14 protein-coding genes are annotated in these 17,316 nt (G+C 70.5%); 7 read left to right on the forward strand and 7 right to left on the reverse strand.

The features are described from left to right. The first annotated feature begins 52 nt into the window (after window positions 1-52). Window positions 53-1,195 carry an HPP family protein gene (locus QM732_RS23845; protein ID WP_415658574.1) on the forward strand — a complete coding sequence of 381 codons (1,143 nt, stop codon included), beginning with the start codon at window positions 53-55 and terminating at the stop codon, window positions 1,193-1,195. Beyond that, window positions 1,185-2,213 (forward strand): Gfo/Idh/MocA family protein, encoded by a 1,029-nt coding sequence (locus QM732_RS23850; protein ID WP_415658575.1) that lies wholly within the window; start codon window positions 1,185-1,187, stop codon window positions 2,211-2,213. Before QM732_RS23845 ends, QM732_RS23850 begins: the two co-directional genes overlap by 11 nt. Here QM732_RS23850 and QM732_RS23855 read toward each other — a convergent pair. Further along, on the reverse strand, window positions 2,210-3,805 hold the full coding sequence (locus QM732_RS23855) for a S41 family peptidase (protein ID WP_415658576.1): 1,596 nt from the start codon (window positions 3,803-3,805) through the stop codon (window positions 2,210-2,212). The two genes, QM732_RS23850 and QM732_RS23855, sit on opposite strands and share 4 nt — an antisense overlap. Before the next feature lie 92 nt (window positions 3,806-3,897). Next, window positions 3,898-4,797 (reverse strand): 4-hydroxybenzoate octaprenyltransferase, encoded by a 900-nt coding sequence (gene ubiA, locus QM732_RS23860; RefSeq protein WP_415658577.1) that lies wholly within the window; start codon window positions 4,795-4,797, stop codon window positions 3,898-3,900. 55 nt (window positions 4,798-4,852) lie between these two features. Between ubiA and QM732_RS23865 the strand changes: the two genes are divergently transcribed. Next, window positions 4,853-5,557 (forward strand): glutathione S-transferase N-terminal domain-containing protein, encoded by a 705-nt coding sequence (locus QM732_RS23865; RefSeq protein ID WP_415658578.1) that lies wholly within the window; start codon window positions 4,853-4,855, stop codon window positions 5,555-5,557. A gap of 25 nt (window positions 5,558-5,582) precedes the next feature. Here the strand turns inward: QM732_RS23865 and QM732_RS23870 are convergent, their stop codons facing one another. Then, the gene (locus QM732_RS23870; RefSeq protein ID WP_415658579.1) at window positions 5,583-8,210 is read right to left on the reverse strand and encodes a protein kinase domain-containing protein; all 2,628 of its coding nucleotides are present in this window, start codon (window positions 8,208-8,210) and stop codon (window positions 5,583-5,585) included. A 37-nt stretch (window positions 8,211-8,247) separates the two neighbouring features. Continuing rightward, window positions 8,248-9,306 carry a hypothetical protein gene (locus QM732_RS23875; protein ID WP_415658580.1) on the reverse strand — a complete coding sequence of 353 codons (1,059 nt, stop codon included), beginning with the start codon at window positions 9,304-9,306 and terminating at the stop codon, window positions 8,248-8,250. Window positions 9,307-9,419: 113 nt separating this feature from the next. Between QM732_RS23875 and QM732_RS23880 the strand changes: the two genes are divergently transcribed. Beyond that, window positions 9,420-9,992, forward strand: coding sequence for an ECF-type sigma factor (locus QM732_RS23880; protein ID WP_415658581.1), 573 nt, complete (start codon window positions 9,420-9,422; stop codon window positions 9,990-9,992). Window positions 9,993-10,118: 126 nt separating this feature from the next. Further along, window positions 10,119-11,405: a hypothetical protein gene (locus QM732_RS23885; RefSeq protein WP_415658582.1), complete on the forward strand. Its 1,287-nt coding sequence runs from the start codon at window positions 10,119-10,121 to the stop codon at window positions 11,403-11,405. Between the two features lie 4 nt (window positions 11,406-11,409). Here QM732_RS23885 and QM732_RS23890 read toward each other — a convergent pair whose 3' ends face one another. The 3 genes from QM732_RS23890 to QM732_RS23900 are packed head-to-tail and all read right to left on the reverse strand — an operon-like array spanning window position 11,410 to window position 14,970. Further along, on the reverse strand, window positions 11,410-12,330 hold the full coding sequence (locus QM732_RS23890; protein ID WP_415658583.1) for a DUF2145 domain-containing protein: 921 nt from the start codon (window positions 12,328-12,330) through the stop codon (window positions 11,410-11,412). Beyond that, on the reverse strand, window positions 12,291-12,725 hold the full coding sequence (locus tag QM732_RS23895; RefSeq protein ID WP_415658584.1) for a hypothetical protein: 435 nt from the start codon (window positions 12,723-12,725) through the stop codon (window positions 12,291-12,293). Before QM732_RS23895 ends, QM732_RS23890 begins: the two co-directional genes overlap by 40 nt. A 55-nt stretch (window positions 12,726-12,780) precedes the next feature. Continuing rightward, window positions 12,781-14,970, reverse strand: a complete 2,190-nt coding sequence (locus tag QM732_RS23900) for a heavy metal translocating P-type ATPase (protein ID WP_415658585.1) — start codon at window positions 14,968-14,970, stop codon at window positions 12,781-12,783. Window positions 14,971-15,089: 119 nt separating this feature from the next. On the opposite strand from QM732_RS23900, the gene QM732_RS23905 reads away from it, so the two are divergent. Together QM732_RS23905 and QM732_RS23910 are read left to right on the forward strand one after the other, a co-directional pair. Further along, window positions 15,090-15,725, forward strand: a complete 636-nt coding sequence (locus QM732_RS23905; protein WP_415658586.1) for a serine hydrolase — start codon at window positions 15,090-15,092, stop codon at window positions 15,723-15,725. Between the two features lie 123 nt (window positions 15,726-15,848). Continuing rightward, window positions 15,849-17,315: an IS5 family transposase gene (locus tag QM732_RS23910; protein ID WP_415654708.1), complete on the forward strand. Its 1,467-nt coding sequence runs from the start codon at window positions 15,849-15,851 to the stop codon at window positions 17,313-17,315. The last annotated feature ends 1 nt before the right edge of the window (window position 17,316 follow it).

Raw genomic sequence — 17,316 nt, forward strand, 5'->3', positions numbered from 1 at the left:
TGCTGGCGGCGGACACAATCGGCGGCCCTGGCTCCGATGCCGCCTGCTGCCCATGCCACCTGCCGCCTCCCTGCCCCACCGCGCGCTCGCGCTGCTGAACGCGTTGCGGCCTGCGCCGCAAGCCGTCAATGCGCGTGAGCGCCTGCGCGTGCTGCTGGGGGCCGGTATCGGCATCCTGCTGGCCGGAGCGCTCAGCCAGACGGCACTGACGCCGGGCCTGCCCTGGCTGGTGGCGCCGCTGGGCGCGAGCGCGGTTCTGGTCTTCGGCCTGCCGGCCAGCCCGCTGGCCCAGCCCTGGGCCGTGCTGGGCGGCAACACGGCCTCGGCGTTGGTTGGCATCGCCTGCCTGCACTGGCTGCCGCTGCCGCCCATGGCGGTAGCCGCCGCCGCGGTGGCGCTTGCCATCGGCACGATGTTCCTGCTGCGCTGCCTTCATCCGCCCGGCGGCGCTGCAGCGTTGCTGATGGTGCTGACCGCGACCCAGGACTGGCATTTCGCGCTACTGCCCGTGGCGCTGAACTCCTTGCTGCTGGTGCTGGCCGGCATGATCTACAACAGCCTGACCGGTCGCCGCTACCCGCATGCCCAGCAGGCGCCCGCGCCGGCCGGCGCGCAGGTGGCGCCGCCCCGCTTCGGTGATGCCGAACTGGATGCCGTGCTGGCCCGCTACAACCAGGTGCTGGACGTGCCGCGCGACGACCTTGCCGACCTGCTGCACGAGGCCGAGCTGCTGAGCTACCGCAACCGCATGGGGCGGCTGCGTTGCGCGGACATCATGTCCAGCCCGGTCATCACCGTCGAGTTCGGCACGCCACTGGCCGAAGCTTGGACTCTGCTGCAGGAGCACAACATCAAGGCCCTGCCGGTGGTGGACCGGGTGCAGCGCATTGTCGGCATCGTGACGAGGGCCGACTTCATGCGCGCCGCGCAAGGCCAGCGACGCGAGGGGCTGGGCGAGCGGTTGCAGGCGCTGCTGCGACCCTCGCCGTCCACGCATTCGACCAAGCCCGAAGTGGTGGGCCAGATCATGAGCCGCCAGGTGCGCGTGGCCAGTGCCGATCGACCCATCGCCGGGCTGGTGCCGCTCTTCTCGGACACCGGCCACCACCACATCCCCATCGTCGGCGAGCAGGCCCGGCTCGTCGGCATCCTCACGCAATCCGACCTCGTGAAAGCGCTCAGCCATGGCCCATGACCACGACATCTTCCGCTGGGGCGTCATCGGCCCCGGCGGCATCGCCAACCGTTTTGCCGCCGCGCTGGCCGGCGTGCCAGGTGCCCGCCTGGCCGCCGTGTTCGCGCGCGATGCCGCCAAAGGCAAGGCCTACGCGGCGCAGTGGCAGCGCGACGGCGAGGCGGCGCGCGTGACGACAGCGCTGCCAGACCTGCTGGCTGACCCGACCGTTGACGCCATCTATGTCGCCACGCCGCATTCCCACCACGGTGAGTACGTCCGGGCCGCGCTATCGGCAGCAAAGCCTGTGTTGTGCGAGAAGCCGCTGGTGACGACGCGGGCCGAGGGCCAGGCCCTTGTGGACCTGGCGCGCAAGCGGCAGGTCTTCCTGATGGAGGCGCTGTGGACGCGGTTCCTGCCCGCCTATGAACTTGCCGGCCGTTTGCTGCGCGACGGTGCCATCGGGGAGCTGCGCGCGATGCAGTCGAGCTTTTGCTTCGCCGCGGAATACGACCCGCTGCACCGCCAGTGGAACCCGGCGTTGGCCGGCGGCGCGCTGTGGGACATCGGCATCTACAACTTGGCCGTCACGCGCTGGGTGCTGCAGCAGATGAACGATGGCGTCTGCCCGGAGCCGGTGGCGATGGACGTGCAGGCCAAGATGGCGCCCACCGGCGTGGATGCGGCCGTGACGGCGACGCTGCACTTCCCCGGCGGCGTCACGTCGCAGTTCCGCTGCGGCTTCGACGCGGCGTCGGTGAATTCCTTCGAGGCCATCGGTTCCAGGGCCGGGCTGCGCTTTCCGGTGGATTTCTGGGGCTCGGAGGCCGTCGAGCTGGTCACGCGCAAGGCACCGCCCGAGCGCTTCGCAGCGCCCTTTGCCGTCAATGGCTTCGAGGGCGAGATCGCCGAGGCCCAGGCCTGCATCCGCCAGGGCCTGGTCGAGAGCCCGCGCATGTCACACGCAGAGACGCTGGCCCTGCTGGGCTGGATGGACGCCATCCGCGCGCGCTTTCCCGGCGCTGGCAACCAGTCCTAGCGCGGCAGCCAGATGCGGTTGCTGCGTGCCGGATTGCGCTTGAGTGTCATGGCCACGCTGCCTTCTCCGGCCGCACCCTGCGTGCGCACTACAGCTTCCGAGGAGGTCGCCCGCACGGTGCAGATGCCGCGGTCCACGTGGTCCAGCGCAGTGGCCAGCATGGCCTCGGTCGTGTCGCCCAGCGCGCGGCCGAAATCATCGGCAACGCTGCAGCCCTTGACGAAGCGCGTGCCGGCTGTGCCGCTGGCCGTGGGCTCGAAACCGTCCGCATAGTCGCCGAAGCCCTGGGCATTCACGCCGGCGAACTCGATGGGGAAGTAGCTGAGACCGCAGTTGTCCTTGGCCGTGAAGCCATAGGGCTTGCCGCAGGTCTTGCCGCCGATCAGCACAACCTCCACCCCCACGCCGCGCAGGCCGTTGATGACCGCCTCGCTGGCGGAGCAGGTACCCGACTGTGCCAGCACGTAGACGCGGCTCAGGTTCAGCGCCGGCAGCGCTTCTTCCTTGGTGCAACGGTTTCCGACGAGGATGCACGACGTGTTGTAGAAGGGCGTGACCTGGTTCTCGGCGCTGCGCTTGGCGCTGAAGCGCAGCGTTTCGAAGGCCTGGTTGCCGGTGCGTGAGGCGCCGGCGATCATGGTGGCCAGCTCGCTGGCGATGTAGAGGTAGCCGCCACCGTTGTAGCGCAGGTCCAGCACCAGCTCCTGCACGCCCTGGGCCTGGAAGCTGCGCACGGCCGTGATGAGCATGCCTTCCGCCGGCGCGACGTGGTCGTTGAAGAGCAGATAGCCTGCCCGGGTGCCCAGCGGAGTCGTCACGACGCGGGCGATGGGCACCGGCGTCTTGGTGACGACCGCGCTTGTCAGGCTGCGCGTGACGGTACTGCTGCCGGTGCGTGTGAACGTGAAGCTGCGCGGCGTGCCGGCCGTGCTGGGGTAGAGCGCCGCGTTCAGCAGATCGATGCCGGCGTTGTCGGTCGCGTCGGCGTTGATGCCGTCCACGCTGTAGAGCTGGTCGCCGCGCACCACGCCCGCCAGATCCGCGGGGCTGCCGGGCTCGACATAGGCGACGCGGATCTGGCGCGGCGGCGTCGCGTTCGTCATCTTCCACTCGATGCCGTAGCCTGCCTCCATGCCGTCGGCGCTGAGCGCCCGCCACTCGTCCGTCGGGTAGGTGAAGCTGAAGCGGTCACGCCGCTGGCCGGTGTCAGTCAGGTTGGGCGTCTTCAGCGCCTCGAAGTAGTTGTCCATCGCGGCATAGACGTCGCTGCCGCTGTAGCGCGCGCCGCTCGGGTCCACGCGCGGCACTTCGTCGCGCCACAGGTAGGCCTCGTCGAAATAGGCGCGCAGCCATTTCTTCTCTGTATCCAGCGTGCTGGTGCGCAGCCCGGCGGCGGCCATCGTGTTGTTGGCCGCGCATTGCTGGGCAAAGCTGGACGACGGGCCGGCCGGCTCGGTCGAAAGGCCGCCCGAGTTGCCGCCGGGATCCGTCGGACCCGACGAGCCGCTCCCACCTCCACCCCCGCCGCAGCCACTCAGGGCCAAGCCCAGAGCCAGGGTCAGCGCCGAGGCTCCGCGCAGTGCATTTGACATCGTTCTCACTCCCTGCAGATTCGCAGGGAATGTAAGCGCTATTTCATGCCATGGCGGCCTTGCCATGCCGCGCGAACCTGGCGTTATTCACCTCAGCGCAGGGCCAAGTCGACGACTGTGCCGACAAACACCGCGAAGCCCACCCAGTGATTGGCGCGGAAGGCACGGAAGCAGTCGTTGCGCTGGCGCTTGCGGATCAGCGTGAAGTGCCAGACGGCCTGCGCCGCCGCCGCCAAGATGCCGAGCAGGAACCAGCCGCCCAGGCCCAGGCGCAGGCTCAACGCCGTCCACAAGCCCAGGTAGATCGCGTAGAACGCCATGATGCCGGCCACGTCCCAGCGGCCCAGCGCGATGGCCGAGGAGCGCACGCCGATGCGCAGGTCGTCATCGCGATCCACCATGGCGTACTCGGTGTCGTAGGCCAGCACCCAGAACAGGTTGGCCACCAGCAGCGCCCAGGCGGACAGAGGCACTGAATGCAGGTGCCATTCCATGCCACCGAGCGCGGCCGCGAAGGCCATCGGGATGCCAAAGGAAAACGCGACGCCCAGCACCGCCTGCGGCATGGCCAGCACGCGTTTGGCGAAGGGGTAGACGATGGCCACGGCCAGCGCCGCGAAACTCAGCAGGATGGCCGGCGGGTTGGTCGTCAGCACCAGGCCGAAGGACGCCAGCGACAGCGCCGCGCCGAGCAGCAGTGCCTCCTTCACAGTCACCGCGCCGGTCGTCACCGGTCGCTGGGCGGTGCGTTGCACATGGCGGTCGAAGTCCCGGTCAGCCACGTCGTTGATGCAGCAGCCGGCCGAGCGCATCAGCACGGTACCCAGCGTGAAGACGACCACCAGATGCAAGCCCGGCCAGCCGTCGGCGGCGATCCAGAGCGCCGACAGCGTCGGCCACAGCAGCAGCAGCCAGCCGGCCGGGCGGTCCCAGCGGATCAGCTGAAGGTAGAGGGCCAGGCGCGAGGGCGCGGGCGCGGGAACAGAAGTCATGGGGACATTCTCTCAACTCCACAATCGCCGCTTCGCCCCTTGACCGCCTCGTCCCATGACCGATCTCAGCGCCTTCCCCATCACGAAGAAATGGCCCGCCGTACACCCGGACCGTCTGCAGCTGTACTCGCTGCCCACGCCCAACGGCGTGAAGGTGTCCATCGCGCTGGAGGAGATCGGCCTGCCCTACGAGCCGCATCTGGTCCGGTTCGACACCAACGACCAGCTCAGCCCCGAGTTTCTGTCGCTGAACCCGAACAACAAGATCCCCGCCATCATCGACCCCGATGGCCCCGGGGGGCGGCCGCTGGCGCTGTTCGAGAGCGGCGCCATCCTGGTCTATCTTGCCGGCAAGACCGGCCAGCTGCTGCCTGCGGATCCGGCCGGTCGCTATGAAGCCCTGCAGTGGCTGATGTTCCAGATGGGCGGCATCGGGCCCATGTTCGGCCAGGTCGGCTTCTTCCACAAATTCGCCGGCAAGGACTTCGAGGACAAGCGCCCGCGCGACCGCTACGTCGCCGAGGCGCGCCGCCTGCTGGCGGTACTGGACGGCCACCTGCAGGGCCGGGCCTGGTTGGCGGGCGACGAGTACGGCATCGCCGACATCGCCACTTTCCCCTGGATCAACAACCTGCTGGGCTTCTACGGCGCCGGTGAACTGGTCGGCTATGGCGACTTTCGCGAGGTGGACCGGGTGCTACAGGCCTTCCTTGCGCGGCCGGCCGTACAGCGAGGACTGAAGATCCCAGCGCGAGACTGACGTCGGCGCTCCCAAGACCGCAGTCTCAGCGGGCGGCGATGCGACGAGCCAGCTCTGCCTCGTCGCGGTAGAGCGCCGGCACGGTGTCGCCCCAGAGCGCCAGCGCCCGGGCGGCACTGGAGGCTGCCAGCGCCGAGTCACCGGCCTCCTGTTCGGCCTGGGCCTGCAGGCCCAGCGCGAGGGCCAGCATCCAGCGACGGCTGGCGTTGTCATCCGGCCCTGAGCCGACCTGCATCAACGCCCCGGCCTCACGGGCAAGGCGCAGCTTGTCGGCCGGGCGGGCGCTGGAGCGGCCGGCCCACCAGGCGGCCTCGGCACGCCAGCGGCTCAGGTAGAAGTCGCCCGTCAGCGCGTCTGGCGGCGGGAAGGCGGCCAGCGCGTTGCGCAGCTCGCGGGCGGCATCAGGGCCCGGACGGGCCTGCCAGCGGGCACGGGCCTGAGCCAGGCCCAGCAGCGCGAGGTCGCGCCGAGCGGCTTGGTTGCGCGGGTCGCGCGCGAGCTCCTGGCGCAGTGTGGCGCCGCCATCGTCCAGCAGGCGCTGCGCCTCGTCGTGCTCACCGGTGGCGCTGGCGATGCGCGCGGCCGAGATGCGTGCCAGAGCCTGCTGGTAGCGATAGTTGCTGTTCTGCGGATTGCCGCGCGTGGCGATGTCGCGCAGTTCCAGCATGGCTGCGGTGTCGCGCTGGGCCAGCGTCAGGTTGCCGCTGAGCAGCGCCCAGTTGGCGCGCAGCTGGTGGCCCCAAGCGGCCTGGTGTGCCCATTCCGCGGACTCTGGCTGCAGCGCGCGCAGCCGGCCGAACAACTCCACGGCTTCGGCCAGCGTGCGTCCGGCGCCGGCCACGTCGCCGAGCTGAGCCTGCACCGGGCTGCCACCCTGGATCAGGCCCATGCGGCCGGTGACGGTGGCGAGCTGGGCCAGGTTCTGCGGGTCTTGCGGGTCCAGCTCGAGCACCTGCTGGTTCAGGGCGCGGGCACGCTGCAGCGCTGCGACACTGTCACCCAGCCGGCCGGCACGACTGGCCAGCAGCGCGCGGCCCTGGTGCATGTCGGCGGCCTCGCGCAAGGCGGTGGCGTCGCGTGCGACGGCCGGCAAGTAGAGCGGCTGCAGCGCGATGGCCTTGTCGATGTCGCGTCGTGCGGCATCCAGTCGCTCTTGGCTGGGCGAGAAGCCGTCGCCCTGCAGCTCGGCAATGCGGGAGTAACTCTCGGCCAGCTCCCGAGCGAGCGCTGGCTGGCGGGCCAGCTCGGGACCGAGTTCCGTGGCCAGGCCGTCGAGGTAGCGCAGCGCGTCCTGCAGCAGCGCCTCTCGCGTGGCCAGGCTGCCAGGCAACTGGGCGATCTGATCGTGATAGCGGAACACCAGCTGGCGTGCCAGCTCGCGCACTTGAGTGAAGCGGGCTTCCGCGCGCGACTGGGCGGCGCGGGCCTCGCGCATCTGCCAAAGTGTGCCGGCGAGGCCGGCGACCAGAGCCAAGGCTGCGACGCCCGCGAGGCCCACGGCGAGGCGGTGGCGGCCGACGAAGCGCGCCGCCAGGTAGCCTGGCGTGGGCGCCCGCGCGCTGACAGGGCGGCCGTCCAGGTGGGCGCGCAGGTCGGCGGCCAGCGCATCGACGCTGGCGTAGCGGCGCGCGGGGTCCTTCTCCAACGTCTTCAGCAGAATGTTGTCGAGGTCGCCCTTCAGGCGCAGGCGCGTGCGCCACCAGTCGGCAGGGGGCTCTCGAGGCTCGCCCAGGCTGGACGGGCGTGTTGGGGCCTCATTCAGCACCGCCTGGGCCAGTGCCTGTGGTGTGCGCGCGTCGCGGCCGTAGGGGCGCTGGCCGGTCAGCAGCTGATAGAGCAGCACACCCAGGGAATAGACGTCGGTGGCCGTGCTGACCGGCTCACCGCGTACCTGCTCGGGGCTGGCGTGACTGGGCGTGAAGGGGCGGGCCAGGGTGTGCTCGGCACCCGCCTCGCCATCCGTGGGGTCCAGCGCCTTGGCGATGCCGAAGTCCAGCAGCTTGACCTGCCGGTCGGCGGTTACCAGCACGTTGCCCGGCTTGAGATCTCGGTGCACGAGCAGGTGGCGATGGGCGTGGGCCACCGCGTCGGTGAGCTGCAGGAAGAGCTGCAGGCGCGTCTCCAGCGGAAGCCCGGCGCAGGCGGCGTCGAGCGGCCGGCCCAGCACCCGCTCCATGACGAAGTAGGGCAGGCCCTGGGGACTGAGGCCTGCGTCCATCAGCCGTGCGATGCAGGGATGGTCCAGCCGCGCCAGCGCCTGGCGTTCCTGTGCGAAGCGCTGCAGCACGGCGGCTGAGTCCATGCCGCGCTTGAGCAGCTTGATGGCTGCCTCACCCTCGTAGGCGCCGTCGTCGCGCAGCGCCAGCCAGACCTCGCCCATGCCGCCGCTGCCCAACGGTTCGGTCAACCGCCAGGGCCCGAGGCGCAGACCAGGATGGCCGGTGGCGGCGGCCGGCGTGGCCAGGAAGCCGCTGTCGGCCCGGGTGCCGTCCAGGCTGTGCGTCAACAGCGACAGCACCTCGGCAACGACCTCCGGCGGCTCGCCGCTGCCTTGCAGCCAGGTCGCGCGCGCGTCAGCGGGCAGTGCCAGCGCCGCGTCGAACAGCCGCCGCACGGCCGGCCACAGCTCAGGGGGGCACTTGGGCGTCGTCATGCGTGCAGTGTGCCCGCCCCGCGTGCCTGGTCCTGGCTCAGCGCGGCGCCTTGGTCAGCGCGATCAGCTCCTGTGTGCTGATCACCACGCCCGCCGGCGCCGGCAGGGTCATTGTCGTGACGGTCTTGGGCAGCATGAAGGGCACCGCGTTGGTGGTCCACAGCGACACCTGTGTCGGCACCGCGAAGCTGTCCTTCAGCAGTGGCAGCATCGTTGCGAGCAACGGACTGGAGGCCGCCGGGCCCTGGGCCTGGAAGTCCTTGACCGCGAACTCAACGCGGAACTTGCACGAGTTGGCGAAGCTGCCGGCCGGTGTCGTGACGGTCTCGTTGGCATCGCGGTTGATCTGGAACTCGTACTTGATGACGATCGCGGTGGCGCCGCCCAGCGGCGCGAAGCCATCGCTGACGCTCTTGCCGGTGACGGTGGCCGTGACGTTGATCTTGCCGCTGCCACCACCGGGAATGCCCGCGGCGGTGAGGCGCTGCTGCCAGTCGGGCGGGTCGTAAGTGGTGACGGTGTCGTTGGCGCCGGGCGTGGCGGGGTCCTCGCCGAGTACGGCGCCGGTGACCGGGTCCAGGTAGACCGTGCCTGCGGCGACGCCGTTGGCGGTCAGCGTGGCGACGGTAGCCGCCTGACCCTTGTAGCTGCCGGCCGTGAAGTCGTATTTCACTGTCGTCGCCAGCGTGCCGGCCTGGCTGGAGGTCTGGCGCAGAGTCAGCGAATCGCCGGCCTTGGCGACGAGCGGCGCGCATTCGCTGCCGGCCGCGGCCGGAGGCGGTGCCGGTGCCGGGGTCGGCGCAGGGGCTGGTGCGGGGGCTGGTGCGGGGGTGGGAGCTGGGGCCGGCGCGGGCGTCGGTGCCGGAGCAGGTGTTGGCGCTGGCGCTGGCGCTGGCGCGGGTGCGGGTGCGGGTGCGGGTGCGGGTGCGGGTGCGGGTGCGGGTGCCGGGGCTGGCGTCGGTGCCGGAGCAGGTGCGGGTACCGGTGCAGGCGTGGGGGTCGGTGTCGGATCGCCACCGCCACCGCAGGCGACCAGTGCGGTGGTCAGCAGCAGCGAGAGTGGAGCCAGGGTCTTGGGTCGGGGTGCGGGACGCATGGTGAACCTCATCGCGGAAAGCCGGAAAAAGCCGGATCTGTCTGCTTACGCCGCGCCGCGGCGCCGAAAGGCTCACACGGGTCCGATAAAACCTGCCGCTAGGATGCGCCGCGATGAGCGACGCAGTGCCACTGTCCGACGTGACCGTCTGGCTTAGCCAGCAGCCGGCCGATGCCGACGGCGTGGGCGACCGCCTGTTCGCGACGCTGTATGACGAGCTGCGCCGGCTGGCGCGCAGTCATCTGCGCCACGAGGATGCCGGGCACACGCTGTCGGCCACGGCGCTGTCGCACGAGGCCTGGTTCCGGCTGGCCGCACAGACACGCACGCAGTGGCGCAACCGCGGCCACTTTCTGGCGGTGGCGTCGATGATGATGCGGCGCATCCTCGTCAACCACGAGCTGGCGCGACGGGCCAGCAAGCGTGCGGCCGAACTGCAGCCACTGACGCTGTCGGGCCTGGAGCAGTTGGCCTTGCCGGCCGACCGCGACGTCGTCGCCGTGCACGAGGCGCTGCTGGCGCTGGAGGCCGTGGATGCGCGCGCGGCCAAGGTCGTGGAGCTGCGCTTCTTCGGCGGACTGGAGAACGACGAGGTCGCCGAGGTGCTGGCCGTATCGCTGGCGACCGTCAAGCGCGACTGGGCGCTGGCACGGGCCTGGCTGCACCGCGAGTTGACCGCTCCCTGAGGGCTTCTTGCCCGATCCCGTCCCGCTGGATGCGGAGTCGTGGTGCGTGGGGCGAGCCCCGGGGCACATTGCGGGCCGGGTCGTGCATAGTCCGGCGCTTCACGGTTTCTTGCGTTCGGGAGGCACATGCGGGTGGCAGCGTTGCTGTTGAGCTGCGCGATCGCGCTGGCCGCCGGGCGGGCGCAGGCCGTGGAAATCCGCCTTGGTTCGCTGTCGTTGGATTGGCCGGCAGGCTACGCTGTCAAGTCGGCGCGGCCGCCTTTTGAGCTGAGCGGCCCGGGCGGCGCCAAGGTGCTGGTCACCGTGATGCGGCCGGGGGCGTCAGCCAACAATGGCCAAGAAGCGAGGGCCAAGTTGGAGGAGTCCGTCGAAGGCATGGTGACGGCGCAGGCGCAGAAGGCGGGCAAGGTGGTGCTGCCGCTGGGCAGGCAGGTGTTGCCCGACGGCACGCAGCTGCGCTTCATCGGCAGCGAGGTCAACAGGCTGATGCGCGGCACCGGCTATCTCCTGCAGTACGTACTGCTGGCGCCCAGCGGCCAGATCGGCCTGCTGACATTCGAGGGCCGTGGTGAAGTTCTGCGCGAGCACGAAGCCGTGCGAGCCCTGTTCCAGACCGTGCAATGGAGCGTCGGTGAAGGCAGCATGGCCGAGCGTGCGGCATTCACCGAAAAGGTTGCGGGCCTTCTTCGCGCGCGTCTCACGGACAGCGAAGTCGTTGTTGCGGAGCCGTTGACGCTCAAGGTCGGCGAGCTGCAGGCCAACCTTGACCGCGTTTTCGGCTTCTGCCGCGCCAACGTGCAGAGTTGCGACGGTGAACTGCAGCGCTACGTGCAGGCCGTCGTCGATGTTCACACCAAGGCCGGCATGCCAGCGACCAAGGATGCGCTGCGCCTCACGGTCCGCGCGGCCGACTTCGGCAGCACCGGTTTGCCGCCCGCTGCGGCCAAAGCCGTGACGCTGCATAGGCCCTTTGTTGCGGGGCTGGTGGCCGTGCCGATGCTGGACAGCGTGCGTAGCGCGCGACTGGTGACCGAGGGTGACTGCGACGCATTGCATCTGTCGCCGGACCAGACCCACGAACTTGCGCTGGCCAACGTGCGCGCGATCCTCAAGCCGTTGGCCGAGGTCGCCCAGCCCGTCAAGCCCGGTGCCATCGGCACCATCGGCGGTGACTTCTACGAGTCCAGTCGAGTGCTGTCACCCAACGACTGGGCGCCGCTGGCGCAGGCTCAGGGCGGCGTGCTCATCGTCGCATTGCCTGCCAAGGATGCCGTGCTTTACAGCGCCGATGATTCGCCAGCCGGCATCGATGCGTTGCGCACCTACGCGCGTGACGTGGCCAGACGCTCGCCAGGCCGGCTGACCGACGTGCTGCTGCGCTGGACACCGACCGGGTGGCAGGCCGTCCCCTGACGCATCAGCGCAGCGACGTCACTCGATCCCCCGGTTGTGGCACGCAGCCCGCCGCCAGCGGCGCGCCGCCCTCACGTTGCACGATGCCCAGCCGCCCGTGGCACAGCTCGATGCGGCGCGCCTTGGGCCAGCGCTGCAGCGCGAAAGCCTCCAGGCTGGCGGGCAGGCTGGTCTGCACCAGGCCGGCGTCCAGCTGCTCCAGCGGGTGGTCGTGGAAGTGCAGCCATGGCACGAAGCGGCCGGCCAGCATCAACCAGGGCGAGACGCGCACCGGTTCGGGCGCGTAGCCCTCGGTGCGCAGCCAGGCCTGGGCGTCGGAGCGGGCGGCGCTGCCGGTGACGGAGGCGGCCAGCAACTCCACCACCCACTGGTTGCAGTTCTGGTAGCTCGTGCTGAAGGGGTAGGCGTTGGCGCTGTAGCGCGCGTTCAGCAGGCCCAGCGCGAGCTGCCGGTCCAGTGCCGCCCGCGCCAGCGCCGAGGCGGCCTCGGGCGGCAGCAGCAGCAGACTGACAAAGCCGAGGTCGGCATCGTCGCTGCCCAGCACGAAGCCGGCCAGGCCCTGGTCGAACAGTCGCGGGCGGTCCTCGGCGCAGGCGTAGTAGAGCTGGCGCACTGCCCAGGGTGTGTCCAGGCCTTCGCCGAGGGCGACGGCCGCATGCGAGTAGCGTATGCCGAAGCGGGACAGGTCGGTGCCGGAGCGCGCGATCAGCGCGGCGGAGTTGCCCGAGGCGGCGAGGGCCTCGCGCACGACGGCGGCAAAGCGCAGCAGGCGGTCCTGCTGGGCGGCCGTGACGTCGACGGGGCGATCGCAGCCTCGCGGCAGCAGCGAGCCGGCCTCGACGGAGGCTGCGGCCAGCGCGAGTGCCAGCGCGGCGATGCCACGGATCAAGGCGTGACGACGCGCGCGGCCAGCTCGCGATGCCAAGCGTCTTCCAGCACCAGGAAGAAGGCTCGGCCGGTGTCGGCGTGGGCGAAGGCCACTCCGTAGGGCTGGGGCGAGGCTTGCACTTCATCGCCGACGTTGACGGCCCGAGCGGCCAGTGCCTGCTCGGGCAGTGTCAGCTCGACGGGCGCGGCGCCGTCGCGGGTCAGTGTGAGGCGCAGCTTGCCGGCCACGTCGGCGCGGGCTACCTCGGTGACGCGGTAGCGGCCTTCGGCGCGATGCTCGCCGCCGCCGCTGCTGCCGGACGAGGCCTTGAGGGAGTCTGACACGCTGCCGGATGCGGACGAGCCAGCCTCGGCGGCCGACGAGGCGAAGGAGGTGGCCTGGGCCGCCGTGGCCGCGGCCAGGGCGAGGGAGGCGAGGAGGGCAAGGCGCATGGGAGAACTCGCGGACTGCAGGGGGTTCGACGATAGCGCGGATACGCAGCCGCTCTTAGTGCGCCGTGCCGCGCCAACGCTTCAGCGTCAACGCGTTGGCAACCACGCTGACGCTGCTGAAGGCCATGGCCGCCCCGGCGATGACCGGGTTCAGCAGCCCCAATGCCGCCAGCGGGATGCCGACCACGTTGTAGGCGAAGGCCCAGAAGAGCCCCTGGCGGATCTTGGCGTAGGTGCGGCGCGACACGTCCAGCGCGTCGGCCACCAGGCGCGGGTCGCCGCGCATGAGCGTGACGCCGGCAGCCTCGGTTGCGACGTCGGCGCCGCCGGCCATCGCGAAGCCCACGGAGGCTGCCGCCAGCGCGGGCGCATCGTTGATGCCATCGCCAACGAACGCGACCACGGTGCCGCCGCCGCGCAGGCCCTGCACGACCTGGGCCTTGGCGCCGGGCAGCACTTCGGCATGCACCTCGGTGATACCCAGCTGCCGGGCCACGCCGGCGGCCGCGCCGTGGCTGTCGCCGCTGACCATGACAGTGCGGATGCCGCGTGCCTGCAGCTGCGCGACGGCCGCGGCAGCCGAGTCCTTCACGCGGTCGCCGAAGGCCAGCAGGGCCAGCGCGCGGCCATCCGCCACTAGCCAGGAGACGGTGTGCCCCTGGGCCTCCAGCCTGCCCGCCTCGTCGGCCAGCGCCGCGTCGTCCACGCCCAACTCCTTCGCAAGCCGCTCGCTGCCTAGCGCCAGCCGGTGGCCTTGCACGACGCCCTCGACCCCGCGGCCTGGTAGCGCGCGCGCCTGCTCCACAGGCAGCGCCGCCAGCGGCTTGGCCTCGGCCAGCACGGCCAGCGCCAGCGGGTGGCTGCTGCTGCGCTGCAGCGCAGCGGCCAGCTGCAGCACCTCCTCGCGGCTGCGACCCGGTGCGGGCACGACGGCGGTCAGCGTGGGCTGGCCCACCGTCAGCGTGCCGGTCTTGTCGAAGGCAACCACCGTCACCGCATGTGCCAGCTCCAGCGCCTCGGCGTCCTTGATGAGGATGCCCTGGCGAGCCGCGACGCCGGTGCCGGCCATCAGCGTGGTTGGCGTGGCCAGGCCCAGCGCGCAGGGGCAGGCGATGACCAGCACGGCCACTGCGTTGACGAGGGCCTGCCCGGGGTCCCCCGCATACAGCCACCAGCCGGCGAAAGTCAGGGCCGCGATCAGCAGCACGACCGGCACGAATATGGCGCTGACGCGGTCGACGATGCGCTGGATGGGTGCTTTGGCGGCCTGGGCCGACTCGACCATGCGGATGATGCGCGCCAGCGCCGTCTCGGCGCCTGTGGCCGTCGTGCGGACCGTCAGCGCGCCCTCGGCATTGATGGCGCCGCCGGTCACGCGCTCGCCCGGTGCCTTGGCCACCGGCAGGCTCTCGCCGGTGATCAGGGACTCGTCCACATGGCTGCGGCCGGCGACGATCTCGCCGTCCACCGGGATGCGGTCGCCGGGGCGCACGGCCACGATGTCGCCCACGCGCACCTCAGCGACGGGCACCTCCAACTCCACGTCGCCGCGCAGCACGCGTGCCGTCGTGGGCCGCAGCGCGTTCAGCGCGCGGATGGCATCGGTGGTCTGGCGCTTGGCGCGCTGCTCCAGGAACTTGCCCAGCAGCACGAGCGTGATGACGGCGGCCGATGCCTCGAAGTACAAGTGACCGTGGCCAGGGTGGCGCAGCAGCAGGTAGACCGACAGCCCGTAGGCCGCCGACGTGCCCAGCGCCACGAGCAGGTCCATGTTGCCGCTACCGGCGCGCAGCGCGCTCCAGCCGGCGCGATAGAAGCGTGCGCCTAGCAGGAACTGCACCGGGGTGGCCAGCAGCAGCTGCCACCAGCCAGGCAACATCGCGTCGATGCCGAATGGCCCCAGCAGCATGGGCAACAGCAGCGGCAACGTCAGCACGACGCCGATCGCGACGGGCCACCACGCGGGCAGCGTGCCTGCCGCGGCATCGGGCGCCACAGGGTTGGCAGGCGTGATGACACTTGCGGGGTAGCCGGCCTTGTCGAGTGCTGCCGTCAGCGCTGCGACGGGCACATTGGGCAGCGCCTGCACCGAGGCCTTCTCGGTCGCGAGATTGACGCTGGCCGTCTGCACGCCGGGAACGGCCTGCAAGGCCTTCTCGACGCGGCGCACGCAGGATGCGCACGTCATGCCGCTGACTTGCAGCGTCACGTCGTTGAGGGCGGAAGAGAGGGTGGCGGTGCTCATGGCAGTTTTTGGTTGTCCGGGAGGGGCAGGCGAATCCTCAGGCTTCCCATGATGGCAAGGTCAAGCGCTTGGGCCTTGACCCCGCGCAAGCGGCCTTGGCGACTGGCCACAATGGCCGCATGAGCATGATGCGCCGAACCCTCCTTCTCGCGCCCTTTTGGCTGGCGGCGGCCCAGGCCGTGGCGCAATCCGCTTACTTTCCGCCGCGTGGCGACTGGCAGCGTGCCGAGCCTGCGGCCGTGGGCCTGGATGCCGCGAAGCTGGCCGAGGCCGTGGCATATGCCCAGGCGCATGACAACCCCGCGCCACGCGACCAGGCGCTGGCGCTGGCCCAGAGCTTCGGCAAGGCCGAACCCTATTTCGGCGGCCAGATCGGCCCCACGCGCGAGCGCGCCGCAATCAATGGCCTGGTCATCCGTCGCGGCCGGGTGGTGGCCGAATGGGGCGACACGCGGCGCGTGGACATGAGCCACAGCATTACCAAGACCTTTCTGTCCACCGTGGTGGGCCTTGCCTGGCAGCAAGGGCTGATCGGCAGTACCGACGACCGCGCGGCCGACGCCATGCCGCCCGGCGTGGACCTGTTCGCGTCGCCCAAGAACGCGCCCATTACCTGGGAGCATCTGCTGCGCCAGACCAGCGACTGGCAGGGCACGCTGTGGGGCAAGCCCGACTGGGCAGACCGGCCTGTGGGCAAGACGCCGCAGGACTGGCCCAGCCGCCCGGTCCACGCGCCGGGCACGCACTACAAGTAGTCAGGCCTGCAAAACGCCTGGAACCCGCATGAACACTGGCATTGCGGGTGATCGCCGATAGTCCGAACTCCCAGTTTGCGTTGCAATGACGCGCAGTTCCTGGGAGTTTGGAGACCACCGCCGATGGCCACCGACGACTTCTTCCGCGCGCGCCTGGAGCAAATGATCGACATGCGCCACGCGCTGGCGGTGCTGGCCACGCGCATGCCGTGGGCGCAGATCGAGGCGTCGCTGGCGCCGCTGTTCGCGCACCAGGATCGCTCCGGCCGTGTGATCGAGGACACCGACCTGTTCGGCCCGACACTGGCGGTGGCCGGAGCCGGCGTGAGCCAGCGTGGCCGCCCACGGCTGCCGATCCGGCTGATGGTGGCGCTGCTGTACTTGAAGCACGCCTATGGCGAGAGCGACGAGTCGGTGGTCGAGCGCTGGGCCCAGGACGTGTACTTCCAGTTCTTCAGCGGACAGGTGTACTTCGAACCGCGGCTGCCCTGCGACGCGACGCAGATCGGGCGCTTCCGGCGGGTGCTCGGCGAGGCCGGCGTGGAGCAGTTGCTGAAGTCCACGATCGAGGCGGCCGTGGGCATGAAGGCGATCCGGCCCGCGGAGTTCGAGCGCGTGATCGTCGACAGCACGGTGCAGGAGAAGGCCATCGCTCACCCGACCGACAGCCGGCTGCTGGAGGTGGCGCGCGAGAAGATCGCGCGGCTGGCGCAGCGCGCGGGCTTGCAGCTCAAGCAGACGCATCAGCGCGAGGGCAAGACGCTGCGCCGGCGCGCGGCCGGCTATGCCCACGCCAAGCAGTTCAAGCGCTTGAAGCGCGTGCTGCGCCGCCAGCGAACGATCCTCGGGGCGCTGCTGCGCGACGTGCAGCGCAAGATGGTGACGCTGCCGCAGCAGGCCCAGGATCAGCTGAACATCTGGCTGCAGCGGGCCGAGCGCATCCGCACACAGCGTCCGCACGACAAGGGCAAGCTCTACGCCTTGCACGCGCCGGAGGCGGAGTGCATCGGCAAGGGCAAGGCCCGCCAACCCTACGAGTTCGGCTGCAAGGTGAGCCTGGCGGTGACGCACAGGCAAGGCCTCATGGTGGGCGCCAGGAGCTTCCCCGGCAACCCGTTCGACGGCCACACCCTGGCCGCACAAATCGAGCAGACCACGGTGCTGCTGCAGGACCTCGGTGTGAAGCCCACGACGGCCATCGTCGATCTGGGCTACCGCGGCGTGGATCACGAGGTCGCGCCGGTGCAGGTGATCCATCGCGGCAAGCACAAGACGCTGACCAACACGCAGCGCCGCTGGCTGAAGCGTCGTCAGGCGATCGAGCCGGTGATCGGCCACACCAAGCACGACAACGGGATGCATCGCTGCTGGCTCAAGGGCAGCGAGGGCGACGCCTTGCACGCCGTGCTGTGCGCGGCCGGCTTCAACATCCGCTGGCTGCTGCGTGCCATCGTGCGTCTGGGCCTGGCGGCCCTTCTCTTGTACTTGCGCAGCCTCGCTGCATTGGCCTGGCTGGCCCTGCATCGCTCCGCGACCGCCTCAGGCCGATCAACGGCCATCGATCACCGGCTCGCCTTCACGCTGCGCTGAG

This window comes from Roseateles sp., from assembly GCF_047654805.1.
Classification (GTDB): Bacteria; Pseudomonadota; Gammaproteobacteria; order Burkholderiales; family Burkholderiaceae_C; genus Pelomonas.